14 protein-coding genes and 1 pseudogene are annotated in these 11128 nt (G+C 65.8%); 9 read left to right on the forward strand and 6 right to left on the reverse strand.

Annotation, left to right across the window (positions count from 1 at the left end; genetic code table 11):
* The 8 genes and pseudogenes from AAC979_RS23640 to trbI all read left to right on the forward strand — a co-directional run.
* Positions 1–456, forward strand: a pseudogene (locus AAC979_RS23640) (conjugal transfer protein TrbE); the annotation flags it as partial.
* Between the two features lie 13 nt (positions 457–469).
* On the forward strand, positions 470–1228 hold the full coding sequence (gene trbJ, locus AAC979_RS23645; protein WP_371349251.1) for a P-type conjugative transfer protein TrbJ: 759 nt from the start codon (positions 470–472) through the stop codon (positions 1226–1228).
* A complete protein-coding gene (trbK, locus tag AAC979_RS23650) occupies positions 1225–1425 on the forward strand; it encodes an entry exclusion protein TrbK (RefSeq protein WP_371349227.1) in 201 nt (66 codons plus the stop codon). Before trbJ ends, trbK begins: the two co-directional genes overlap by 4 nt.
* Positions 1419–2606, forward strand: a complete 1188-nt coding sequence (gene trbL, locus AAC979_RS23655) for a P-type conjugative transfer protein TrbL (protein ID WP_371349226.1) — start codon at positions 1419–1421, stop codon at positions 2604–2606. Before trbK ends, trbL begins: the two co-directional genes overlap by 7 nt.
* An 18-nt stretch (positions 2607–2624) precedes the next feature.
* A complete protein-coding gene (locus AAC979_RS23660) occupies positions 2625–3284 on the forward strand; it encodes a conjugal transfer protein TrbF (RefSeq protein WP_126280980.1) in 660 nt (219 codons plus the stop codon).
* Between the two features lie 17 nt (positions 3285–3301).
* Entirely contained in the window at positions 3302–4138 is an 837-nt protein-coding gene (gene trbG, locus AAC979_RS23665) for a P-type conjugative transfer protein TrbG (protein WP_371349449.1), read from the forward strand.
* A gap of 3 nt (positions 4139–4141) precedes the next feature.
* Positions 4142–4594: a conjugal transfer protein TrbH gene (gene trbH / locus AAC979_RS23670; protein WP_371349224.1), complete on the forward strand. Its 453-nt coding sequence runs from the start codon at positions 4142–4144 to the stop codon at positions 4592–4594.
* Positions 4595–4606: 12 nt separating this feature from the next.
* Positions 4607–5896, forward strand: a complete 1290-nt coding sequence (trbI, locus tag AAC979_RS23675) for an IncP-type conjugal transfer protein TrbI (RefSeq protein WP_371349223.1) — start codon at positions 4607–4609, stop codon at positions 5894–5896.
* A gap of 180 nt (positions 5897–6076) precedes the next feature.
* Here trbI and AAC979_RS23680 read toward each other — a convergent pair whose 3' ends face one another.
* Both AAC979_RS23680 and AAC979_RS23685 read right to left on the reverse strand, forming a co-directional pair.
* Entirely contained in the window at positions 6077–6373 is a 297-nt protein-coding gene (locus AAC979_RS23680) for an iron chaperone (protein WP_371349222.1), read from the reverse strand.
* 166 nt (positions 6374–6539) lie between these two features.
* Positions 6540–6860, reverse strand: a complete 321-nt coding sequence (locus tag AAC979_RS23685; RefSeq protein WP_244451523.1) for a transcriptional repressor TraM — start codon at positions 6858–6860, stop codon at positions 6540–6542.
* A gap of 346 nt (positions 6861–7206) precedes the next feature.
* On the opposite strand from AAC979_RS23685, the gene AAC979_RS23690 reads away from it, so the two are divergent.
* A complete protein-coding gene (locus AAC979_RS23690) occupies positions 7207–7431 on the forward strand; it encodes a hypothetical protein (RefSeq protein WP_371349221.1) in 225 nt (74 codons plus the stop codon).
* Between the two features lie 161 nt (positions 7432–7592).
* Here AAC979_RS23690 and AAC979_RS23695 read toward each other — a convergent pair whose 3' ends face one another.
* The 4 genes from AAC979_RS23695 to AAC979_RS23710 form a co-directional block, all read right to left on the reverse strand.
* Positions 7593–8198, reverse strand: a complete 606-nt coding sequence (locus tag AAC979_RS23695; RefSeq protein ID WP_371349220.1) for a TraH family protein — start codon at positions 8196–8198, stop codon at positions 7593–7595.
* A gap of 14 nt (positions 8199–8212) precedes the next feature.
* Positions 8213–9367, reverse strand: a complete 1155-nt coding sequence (locus AAC979_RS23700) for a conjugal transfer protein TraB (protein WP_371349219.1) — start codon at positions 9365–9367, stop codon at positions 8213–8215.
* 1 nt (position 9368) lies between these two features.
* Positions 9369–9845, reverse strand: coding sequence for a conjugative transfer signal peptidase TraF (traF, locus tag AAC979_RS23705; RefSeq protein WP_371349218.1), 477 nt, complete (start codon positions 9843–9845; stop codon positions 9369–9371).
* A 47-nt stretch (positions 9846–9892) separates the two neighbouring features.
* Positions 9893–11128, reverse strand: a 1236-nt coding sequence (locus AAC979_RS23710; protein ID WP_371349448.1) for a BID domain-containing protein, incomplete at its 5' end; no start/stop codon positions are given.

The raw sequence follows: 11128 nt of genomic DNA on the forward strand, positions 1-11128 counted from the left end.
CCGACCTTCAGGGACAAGATCCGCGAATGGCTGAAAGTGCTGCGCAAGGCCAACTGCGCGGTGATCCTGGCGACGCAGTCGATTTCGGACGCCGAGCGGTCCGGCATCATCGACGTGCTGAAGGAATCCTGCCCGACCAAGATCTGCCTGCCGAATGGTGCGGCGCGTGAGCCGGGTACACGCGAGTTCTACGAGCGCATCGGCTTCAACGAGCGCCAGATCGAGATCGTCGCGACCGCGCTCCCGAAGCGGGAATACTACGTCGCTTCGCCCGAAGGCCGGCGGCTTTTCGACATGGCGCTCGGCCCGGTCGCGCTCTCCTTCGCCGGCGCCTCCGGCAAGGAAGATCTCAAGCAGATTGCCGCGCTGAAGGCCGAGCATGGCGACAGCTGGCCGGCGCACTGGCTCCAACAGAGAGGAATAGGCGATGCGGAAGCCCTTCTTCACCAAAGCTAGTCTTGCCGCGTCGATGGCCCTCGTGGCGACGATGGCTCATGTCTCGCCAGCCCTCTCGGGATCGGCGGCCGGCGGCGCCACCGAATGGACGCAGCTCCTGAACAACGGCGAGCTCGTGACGATGGTGACGAAGTCAACCGAACAGATCAACAATCAAGTCACGCAGATCACCCAACTGGCGGAGCAGATCCAGAACCAGCTGCGCATTTACGAGAACATGCTGCAGAACACCGCCCAGCTGCCGAACCACATCTGGGGGCAGGTGGAGAACGATCTCAACCGGCTGCGCAGCCTTGCCGCTCAAGGGCAGGGCATCGCCTTCTCGATGAGCAATGCCGACGACGTGTTGAAGCAGCGCTTCCAGAGCTATGCCGACTTCAAGACCAACCTCCCCAACGGAGCGACCTTCGCCTCGACCTATCAGAACTGGTCGACGACCAATCGCGACACGATCGCCGGCACGCTCAAGGCGGCCGGTCTCACCGCCGAGCAGTTCTCGTCGGAAGAGTCGACGATGAGCTCGCTCCGCACGATGTCGCAGTCCGCCGACGGGCAGATGAAGGCGCTGCAGGTCGGCCATCAGATCGCGGCGCAGCAGGTGGCGCAGTTCCAGAAGCTTCGCGGTCTGGTCTCCCAGCAGACGACGATGATGGGGACATGGCTCCAGTCCGAGCAAGCGGACAAGGATCTCGCGCAGGCCCGGCGCGAGCAGTTCTTCAACGCGACGACGCCCGGTGTCCGTGGCGGGCAGACGATGGAGCCGCGCTGGTGAGCCGGCCGGTCGTCATGGCAGCGCTGGCGGCGGTCCTCGCGCTCGTCGGCCTCACGGTGATCTGGTTCGTCGTCACGCCCCGGCTGGAGACCACAGCGCCGTCGGTGCAGGAGCAGCGCCAGCGCGCCGAGGACTTCCTCGGCGGCGATCCCGATCGTCCGGTGCGCGGCGGGCAGGAGATGAAACCACGATGGTAGTCACCCGTCCGTCCCGCGCGCTCGAAATCGGCTTCATCATCATTGCCCTCGTCCTGCTCGCCAGCGCACCGGCGCTCGCCCAGCAGGGGAGCGTGTTGACCACGCTCGAGAACCAGGTCTCGACGGCCGCGAAAGGCTGGGAGACGACGGTCATGAATGCGGCGCGCTCCCTGTTCTGGATTCTCGCGGGCATCGAGGTCGGCATCGCCGCGGTGTGGCTCGCCCTGCAGGCAGCCTCACTCGATGCCTGGTTCGCCGAGCTCGTGCGCCGGATCATGTTCATCGGCCTGTTCGCCTTCATCCTCGACAGGGGACCGAGCTTCGCCAAGGCGGTCGTCGACAGCCTGTTTCAGATCGGCGCCAATGGCGGCTCGGCCTCGCCGGCGAACATCTTCGACGCCGGCATCCGTGTCGCCTCCAAGATGTCGGAGCAGGCGAAGTTCGGTCTCTTTGAAGACAATGCACTCGCCATTGCCGCTGTCTTCGCCATGGTCATCGTCGTCATCGCCTTCAGCCTTGTCGCGGCGATCTTCATTGCGGTGATGGTCGAGATGTATGTCGGCTTGCTCGCCGGCATGATCATGCTCGGCCTCGGAGGTTCGTCCTTCACCAAGGACTTCGCCGTCCGATACCTCGTCTATGCCTTCTCGGTCGGCATGAAGCTGATGGCGCTGGTCATGATCGCACGCATCGGCTCGGAGGTGCTGCTCGGCCTCGCCGAGGCGCCGACGGCCACATCCGACCAGTTCATCACGACGCTCGCGATCGCCGGCATCTCCGTCGTCGTGTTCATCATCGCCATGTATGTGCCGCCGATCGTCCAGGGCGTCGTGCAAGGCGCCTCGATCTCCGGCGGCATGGAAGCGATCCGCCACGGCGGCCAGGCAGCGACCTTCGCCGCCGGCGGCGCGTTCCTCGGGGCGAGTGCGGCGATGTCCGGCGCGTCGGCGGCGAGGAGCGCGCGAGCTGGTGGCTCCTCGATGGCGGGAGCGGCGCTGCGCGGCATGGTAGCCGGCATCGGCAATGCGGGATGGGCGGCCGGCTCGGCGGCGAAGGAAAAGGCGATCGCGGCGCCGGGCGCCTATGCCGGATCCTTGCTCGGCCTGGCCAACGCCAAGCTCGATCAGTCGCGGCAGAAATCGCCGCCACCGCCGCCGCCACCGCCGATTGAGGACAAGTGAGGGGAGACGCGCATCAGCATGGCCGCCAGTCCGCCCGACAATCCCTATATCGCCGCTCGCCAGGAGTGGAACGAGCGCTATGGCTCCTACGTCAAGGCCGCGGCCGCGTGGCGGCTCGTCGGCATCACCGGCATGCTGATGGCCGTGGTCGGCTTCAGCTACGCGCTCTATCAGAGCACGCAGGTCAAGCTCGTGCCCTACATTGTCGAGGTCGACCGCCTCGGCACCGCGGTAACAGCCGGCTTCCCCCAGCAGATCGAATATGCCGATCCTCGCGTCGTCCGCGCGACGCTCGGCACCTTCGTCTCGAACTTCCGCAGCGTGACGCCCGACGCGGTGGTGCAGAAGCAATACATCGATCGCACCTACGCGCTGCTGCGCACCTCCGATCCGGCGACTGAGAAGATCAACGCCTGGTTTCGCGGCAATTCCCCGTTCGAGAAGGCGAAGAACGCGACCGTCGCGATCGAGGTCAACAATGTCGTGCCGCTCTCCAACCAGAGCTACCAGATCGACTGGACCGAATATGAGCGCGACCGGAAGGGCAAGGAAACCGCCGTGCGCCGGTTCCGGGGCATCGCCACCGTGACACTGACCCCGCCGCAGGACGAGGGCGTCATCCGCCTCAATCCGATCGGTCTCTATCTGCGGGACTTCGAATGGACCGCCCAGCTGTGAAAGGCCCGCGCACGCCAATGACAAGAGAAGGAACAATCATTGCCGCCATGCTGCTCGTGCTGTCGGCTGTCGTGGCGACGGGTTTCGTCGCTGCGCCTGCCGCCGCCCAGGGGATGAGCGCGAACGAGGCCCGCGGCACCAACATCTCCGGACAGTGGCGCGGTTCGCGCGGGCTCGTCACCAGAGGGGCGGACGGAAAGGTGATCTTCCTCTATGGCGAGATCCAGCCCTCGGTCGTGTGCTCGCCCCTGCAGGTCTGCGATATCGAGCTGCAGGCCGGCGAGGTGGTGCGTGATGTGCTCGTCGGCGACACGGTGCGCTGGAAGGTCGAGCCGGCGACGTCCGGAGCCGTGGGCGGGCAGGCGATCCATCTGATCGTCAAGCCGGCCGAGCCGGGGCTGGTCACCTCGATGGTGGTGACGACGTCGCGGCGCACCTACCACATCCAGCTCAAATCGCATCAGAGCCAGTACATGGCGCGCATCGGCTTCGAATATCCCGAGGACGTGTCGACCCGCCTTTCCGACATCAACGCGAGGCTCGAGGCAAGCACCATCCCGGGCGCCGGCGTGCCGGCCGAGCAGCTGAACTTCCAGTACAGCGTCAGCGGCAATGCTGGCTGGCGGCCGACCCGCGTCTATTCGGACGGCCAGAAGACCTACATCCAGTTTCCGCGCTCGATGTCCGGACAGGACGCCCCGGTGCTCTTCGTCGTCTCCGGTGGCCAGAACCGCATCGTCAACTACCGCATGAAGGGCAACATGATGGTGGTGGACTACAACGTCGATCGCGCCGTGCTCGTCTCCGGCGTCGGCTGGCACCAGGACAAGATCACCATCAGCAGGGGAGGGTAGGTGATGACCCCGCGACACCTCGTCCCCCGCCTCCTTGTCGTCGCCTTGGCCGCCGCGCTGCTCGCCGGCTGCCAAACCTTCGGAACCGAAAGCCTCGTGGCCAGCTCCGCGCCGCAGGAGATTTCAGGTCCCGCGGCAAGCGCCATCGCCGGCGACATGGTCAGCCGCCTGGCCGAACATGTCGGACCGGGTACCGGCACCATCGTGCTGAAGCCCGATGGCTCGCCGTTTGGCGGCGCGCTCGAGGCCTCGCTGAAGACCTGGGGCTATGCCGTGGTCAGCGATCAGAAGGCCGAAGGCGAGAAGCTCATTCCGCTCGCCTATGTGATCGGCAGCTATGATGGCCAGGTGCTCGCGCGCCTCTCGACCGGCTCGCTCGATCTTGGCCGCGCCTACACCGCGACCGCGGCCGGCGCGACGCCGACAAGTCCGTTGTCAGTCATGCAGCGCGGGTGAGGGGAGGGGAACATGGTTCAATCCCTCAAGCTCGGCGGGGAAGCGGCCGAACCGAAGATCCGGCGGATCAATCGCCTGCCGATCGTCATCGCGATCGCTCTGGTCGTCGCCTTCCTCGCCGTGATCATTTACGGGCTAAGCTCGCGCGGACTGTATTTTTCGCGCAACCCGTCGATCGAGCAGGCCGGTGGTGCCCCGGCGTCCACCTATGCCGACCAATTGAAGCGTGGCGTCTCGGACGGGATCATCGGCGATCCCGCGGAGGCGCCGGTGTTTCAGCCGACGCCTCCGGAACGAACCGAGCCGGCGGCCGCGCCAAAGCCCGCCATCGTCCAGCCTGAGCGCGCGACGGCGGAAGGCGAGCCGGACGCTGTTTGGCGCGCTCGGCTCAAGCGAGAGGCCGATGAGCAATACTATCGCGAGTTGCAACGCCAACGCATGGCGCGGATGCAGGCCAACGACACGGCCTATGACTCACCGATCGCCGTCAACGTCGACAAGTTGCGCAGCAACGCGCGGAGCGATCCCGCGGCCTCGCAGCCCGCTGGCGCCAGTGCCACGGGCGCCGGCGCGGCCGCGGATCTCTACGGCGCCGCGCTCCGCGCCGGCCTCACCGGCCAGAACCTCGACCCGAACGCCCAACGGACGAAGGAGGACTTCTTCAATGCCGACATCAAGGAGCTCGGCTATCTCCCCAACCAGGTCGTGCCGCAGCGCTCGCTCTATGAGCTCAAGCGCGGCTCGGTGATCCCCGCGACGCTCATCACCGGCATCAACTCCGACCTTCCCGGCCGCATCACCGCGCAGGTCAGCCAGAACGTCTACGACAGCGCCACCGGGCACCGCCTGCTCATCCCGCAGGGAACGAAGCTGTTCGGTCGCTATGACAGCAAGGTCTCGTTCGGCCAGTCCCGCGTGCTCGTCGTTTGGACTGACATCATCTTCCCGAACGGATCGACGCTGCAGATCGGCGGCATGGCCGGGACCGATGCCGAGGGCTATGGCGGCTTCAATGACAAGGTGAACAACCACTATCTGAAGACATTTGGGTCCGCGATCCTGCTCGCCGTCATCGGCGCTGGCATGGACATGGCGATCCCGCAGAACAACAATCCGTTCGACAATGGAAACAGCGCCGAGGACGCCGCGCGGCGGAATTTCGCGGAGACCTTCGGACGCGTGGCGGAGCGCACGATCAATCGCAATCTCGACGTTCAGCCAACGCTGGAGATTCGACCGGGATACAAATTCAATGTCCTCGTCGACCAGGACATCATGTTCCCGGGGGTCTACCGTGGATGATTTCGCAACCGGCCATCGGCTGGCGGTGTGGAATTGAGGTCAGGACCTCTCAATAACACGACAGTGTCAAACGATGGCGACGAGGCCAAGCCGCATTCGAAATTTGACTAACCAATCTCCGCGTTAGCCGAACGCTTCAGGTCCAAATAAGCCAGGTACTGCGTTGCCGAAGAAAAGGCCCTAGAATCCCTTCTTGCTTCGCGAACTCACTGCCAATTTCCTAACGAGTTGATCAGTAATAGGCTTACTCACCAAGAACGTAACTCCGGTCTTAGTCGCCTTGAGTTTCGAAGATGCGATCTCGTCTGCATGGGCCGCAATTGCACCCGGATCGACATAGAGACCACATTGTTTGCTGAAGGCGGCATAGCCCGCGACGATCGTCCCTTCGATCTGAAATCCGGGCCTATCGTACATCATGACTTCTTCGGCGCCTGGCCGCGCCCGCGATAACTGCGCGCGCAGCTGGCCCAACATGTCGCGGAACTGCTCCGGTGCGGCGGCTATATAGGCATCATGGCTGTCCTTCTTCGTTATGCAGACAGTCCCTTTCTAGCATGTCCAAGGGCAACAAATGGGACACTGCAGCTCTTGATACGGCTCTGACCACGAAGGTGAAGCTGATGTGAGCGGTTCGCTCCTATCACTCCACCGGCACCGGCGGGACATGGCCGAGGACGTCGAGGAGCGTCGAAAGGAGGGTCTGTTGGGCATGCATGTCGATCATCGCGCTGACATAGGCGATGCGGGCGGGACCTACGCTTTCACAGTTGGCAACAGGCGGCGACCTGCGCCATTCCTCATATTTCGCCTCGGCCGCGTCGCGGAGGCGCCGATGTGTCCTGATTGCCTGAATTGTGATTTGTTCGAGATCTCGCTTGGGGAGATGCTCGGTCAGGCCGACGACCGGCCTCAGCGTGACTTTGTGCTCCGGCTGCACAGCGCAGTTCTGGTCGTTTCCCATCCGCCTTCTTCTTCAAAGGTCGTCCGCGGTGCGCCCCCGCAAACGTCAATCCCTGATCCCAAGCCGGGGGTTGGAAACCGTACTCAGACGGTCCTGCGACCTTTAGCACCGAGGCGCCTGGACATGCGTCACAGGCCCCCGGCCGTAAGGCCAGAGGATCCTTGGTGCCTTCCCGGTTGGCACCGACCGCTGAGTAGGGGTTTCCACACCCCGAGGCAGCGCGTACTGCCCTGCCGGCCCTTATAAAGATGAGACGCCCCAATCGCTAGAGCGAAGCGGTGAATCCCGTAGAACCGAACGATCTCAATGCTATTTCGAGCGGCCTCCGCGCGACTGGGATTGCCTGATGAGCACGCCGGACAGCCACGGCCGCCTCAAGCTCTCCCGCTTCCCTAAGCCGGCTACGTTCGCGGATCACCGCCAGGCCCCGGTCAACGCTCTCGGCCATCTGCGCGTCATGTTCGCCGTAGATGACATCGACGAGACGCTCGAAAGGATCCGCACGCGCAGCGCGCGGGCGAGGTCATTCGATATCGGGACGCGATCGGCTCTGTTACATGCGCGGGCCTGAAGGGGCTTCCTATCGGACTGGCGCGGGAACTGAGCTGAGCACAAATACGACGGCACCCTCGGAGCGATTTGCGACCGGCGGCCGGATGCTCGTCGATCGACATCTGAGTGCTCTACGCCGCTAGGGAGAGGCTGGCCCGCCAGTCTCGTGGGGACAATTCATCAATCGGACTTTGGCCGGCTACCGCCGATACCGGACAAATCGATGCGGATCCCCGCCTTGTTCGGATCGACGGGTTCGGGGCGAACCGGTCCCGCGGCTTCGGTTGGGCCCGCTTCGCTCCGATCTGCTTCCGCCGGAGCCGGCACCGCGAGTTTCACGTCGCCGGGATCCGGCTCGCTGAATATCGCCTTTCCCTCGAAGCTACCGGTCTTCCAGGCCTCGATCGCATCGTCGAAGGCCTCGTCAACGGCGTTGCCGTACCATTTGGTGACGATCCGGTAGACCTTGGCGAAGAGCTTCGTGCCCATCCGGATGTTGGCGCAGGCGTCGACCAGATCGGGCTTCAGCTCCGAAACGTCGGTGATGCCGACCCCTGCAGGATATTGCGTGACGCCGACCCGCACGACGGCCTTGCCGACATGCTGGCGGACGAGCGCCATGGCCTCCTCCCCCGTGCCAGGCCGGGGAATCAGCACGACGCGGCCGCCGGACCGGACGGTGACCGCCAGCGGATCCGGCGAGCCCGCCGACACGATGAACTTCTCGACGATCGCGGGCTTCAGGCCGGGATCGGCGCATTGCTGGATGAGGGCGGCGTCGACCATGAGAACTCCCTGGGTTATCGGTTGAAGGCGGTGACGAGCGACACATCGAACAGCCTCGCCCAGGCGATCGTGCTGGCGTTTTGGATGTCGATGATCGAGGTGCCGACAGTCCACCAGCCATTGCCGGTGGCGACGATCGCGTCCGGCCGCTGCAGCATCGACTGCAGGATGGGCCAGACGACGAGCTGCTCGTAACAGATCAGCGGCGCGATGCGCTGGCCGCCGAGCTCGACGGCCGGGTTGGCGAAAAGATGCGCCCGTGCGCCGCCCGCCCGCCCGACCAGGCGGCGCCAGGGCTGCCACATCGAGACCGGAACCGGCATGCGCTCGCGATAAAGGATGCTGGCCTTGTCCGCCGAGATCGCGACCAGCACGTTGTCGTAGCCCTGCGGATCGATGACGGCAGCGCCAGCGATCACCGCGATGTCGCCGCTTGAGAGCGCGTCACGCCACAGCTGCTCGACGCTCGGCGTCCAGAACCCGAGCGCGCTTTCCGGGAGCACCACGATCCTGGCGACCTGCTCTCCATCCCGCATGACCGAAGTGATCAGGTCGCGCTGGCGCTCGAGCGTACTGTCGCGCCCGAGGCTCTGGCCCATATCGAGGTCGACGCCCCGGAATCCTTCCGGGAGCGGCGGCGGCGTCCATGTCGCGACCGACCACAGCCAGAACCCGCCGAGCGCGATCGCCGCGATCGGCGAGGCTCGCGTCGTCATCGCCATGAGGCCGACCACGGCGGCCGCCAGTCCTAGCCAGCCCCATCCGGGAAACAGCACGCCGGCCGCCGTCAGCGGATGCGCCCAACCCACGATACCGAAGGGCGGCACCGCCATCAAAGCAGCCGCCAGCCCAGACTTCGCCGCCCTGCCTCCTCCCGGCCGGCTCGTCCAGAGCAACCCGTGGACGGCGACGAAAGCAAACGACGCGACCAGCCAGAGAAACACGCCCGGCCACATGTCGGAGGCGTAGAAGTTGGCGACGCCTTGCGGCAGGCCTCTCGACGCCGCGAGAAAATACGCCATCGCGACCAGCGCTGCGACGAAGCGGCTGCGCGCGAAGGCCCATAGCGCCGGGAACAGCATCGCGAGCGGCAGCGCCAGCGGCTCGCCGCTCCAGCCGATGACGCCGACCAGCGCGGCGATCAGGATCAGCACCAGATCCCGCGCCATGTCACGGCTCGAAGGTGAGGAGCGGGTGCGCGCGGCCGAGCACACCGCTGGCCGGGATCGGCCCGAAATACCGTGAGTCATAGGAGCCCGCGAAATCGGAGTGGAGGAAGAGGGAACCGGGCGAAACCGGCCCACCCGAAAAGGCCGTGAGCGCCCTGCCCGCGGCGTCGGTCGGCCGAACATCGGAATGAGGAAGCCGCCGTCCGTCGATCTCGACGCCGGCGCCGATCGCGATCGCCTGCCCTTCCGTCGCCACAACCGTCTTGATCATCGGGCTGAACCAGCCTGGGCAGAGGCCGCGGCCGAGATAGCCGCGCTCGCGTGCCAGGCGGAAGGCGGTGCTGTCGGGCGGGCAGATGAAGACGAGATCACCCATGGCGGGCGGTCCGTCGAGCGGCTCGATCCGCCACAGGCCGAGCGGATAGCTGCGCGTGAGATTGAGGCGCAAGCCGGCGAACCACGCGGTGCCGGCGAGCATGATCAGAGACGCGACCGCGGCCGGCACTATGAGGATGGCGCGCCGCCTCACTGCTTCATCACCGGCGTCTGCCGCTGGCTCTGGCGCAGGGTTTCGGCCTGCTTCAGCGTCGCGGCGGTGCGCTCTTGGGCGGCGAGCTGCTGCGCGGTCCGCATGGTCGGCCAGGCCTCGGCGAGCTTCTGCCGCTCGCCCGGAGCGAGCCCGTCGGCCGCCTTGTCGAAGATCTTGCCGGCGGGTTCGCGGGCGGCGTTGGTGAGCAGCGTGCGCTCGCCGAACCGCTCCGCGATCGCCTTGTTGAATCCGTCGATCTCGCCCTTCACCTCGCGGTTGGAAATCGCATAGCCGAGCGCGGCCGGCAGGTCGTTACGGTCGATGGCGTCGCGCACCCTCTCCAGCACGCGATGCGCCGCCGGCGACAAGGCCGGGATGTCGATCGAGACGCGATGGCGCATCGCCTGCTCGTCGACCTGGAGCTTCTGCACGGCGGCCTCGCGCAGGTTGAGATAGCTTTCGATGTCCCGCTTCAGCGCCGGGACATTGAGCTCGGCGACGCGGCGGTCCTCGCGATCGGCTTTGCCGGCCAGAAGCCCGGTCCTGCCCTTGAGGGGGCCGAGCGCCTGCGGCTCCGAAACCAGCCGGTCGAGCGCCGTCTTCGCCGCAGCGGGATCCGACAGGACCGCGTCGAAATTCATGGCGCGGAACGCCGTCTCCGGATCGGCGAAGACATAGCGGAAGCGGGTCGAGACCTCGTCCCACTGCCTGGTGACGGCAGGATCGGCGCGCAGCTTCTCCTCGACCGCGTCCTGGATCGATTTGGTGAACAGGGTGACGCCGGCGACCATCGCTGCGGCCTCCTTTGAGCTGCGTGTCTGACGGGGATCGATGAGGCCGAGGCGCGCGCCGATGCCGCGCAGGCGCTGCGTGAGATCGGCCAGCTTCTGTTTCTGCCGGACCGACCAGTCGAGCCGGTCGCGCAGCAGCGTGCGGGCGACCTTGACGATGTGCAGGCCGCGGTTCTCGGCGAAGCGGAGCGCCTGCCGGTAGAGCGTGCCTCGCTCGTAGTCGAGCGTGGTCTCCTTGGCGTTGCGTCGCGACAGGACCTTGGCGAGCCCGCCATGGAAGCCGAAGGAGCGGCGCCCGTAGTAGAGCGCCATGTCCTCGCGGTGCCGGGTCAGCGCGACATAGGTCAGGTGGCGGTCGAGCGAGAGCGAGGCGAGCACCTTCACGCGGTCGACGGTGGCGCCCTGGGCCTTGTGGATCGTGGTGGCGTAGCCGTGATCGAC

Origin of the sequence: Ancylobacter sp. IITR112 (assembly GCF_041415945.1) — a bacterium.
Taxonomy (GTDB): domain Bacteria; phylum Pseudomonadota; class Alphaproteobacteria; order Rhizobiales; family Xanthobacteraceae; genus Ancylobacter.

What these genes read in the sequence shown, in the direction of transcription:
- AAC979_RS23680 (WP_371349222.1), bottom strand. Translation starts at nt 6,373, where the DNA reads ATGTTGGGCCAGCTGCGCGCGCAGTTATCGCGGGCGCGGCCAGGCGCC.
- trbI (WP_371349223.1), top strand. Translation starts at nt 4,607, where the DNA reads ATGGTTCAATCCCTCAAGCTCGGCGGGGAAGCGGCCGAACCGAAGATC.
- traF (WP_371349218.1), bottom strand. Translation starts at nt 9,845, where the DNA reads ATGCTCGCCGGCACCGCGTGGTTCGCCGGCTTGCGCCTCAATCTCACG.
- trbH (WP_371349224.1), top strand. Translation starts at nt 4,142, where the DNA reads ATGACCCCGCGACACCTCGTCCCCCGCCTCCTTGTCGTCGCCTTGGCC.
- AAC979_RS23690 (WP_371349221.1), top strand. Translation starts at nt 7,207, where the DNA reads ATGAGCACGCCGGACAGCCACGGCCGCCTCAAGCTCTCCCGCTTCCCT.
- AAC979_RS23685 (WP_244451523.1), bottom strand. Translation starts at nt 6,860, where the DNA reads ATGGGAAACGACCAGAACTGCGCTGTGCAGCCGGAGCACAAAGTCACG.
- AAC979_RS23660 (WP_126280980.1), top strand. Translation starts at nt 2,625, where the DNA reads ATGGCCGCCAGTCCGCCCGACAATCCCTATATCGCCGCTCGCCAGGAG.
- trbL (WP_371349226.1), top strand. Translation starts at nt 1,419, where the DNA reads ATGGTAGTCACCCGTCCGTCCCGCGCGCTCGAAATCGGCTTCATCATC.
- trbG (WP_371349449.1), top strand. Translation starts at nt 3,302, where the DNA reads ATGACAAGAGAAGGAACAATCATTGCCGCCATGCTGCTCGTGCTGTCG.
- AAC979_RS23700 (WP_371349219.1), bottom strand. Translation starts at nt 9,367, where the DNA reads ATGGCGCGGGATCTGGTGCTGATCCTGATCGCCGCGCTGGTCGGCGTC.
- AAC979_RS23695 (WP_371349220.1), bottom strand. Translation starts at nt 8,198, where the DNA reads ATGGTCGACGCCGCCCTCATCCAGCAATGCGCCGATCCCGGCCTGAAG.
- trbJ (WP_371349251.1), top strand. Translation starts at nt 470, where the DNA reads ATGGCCCTCGTGGCGACGATGGCTCATGTCTCGCCAGCCCTCTCGGGA.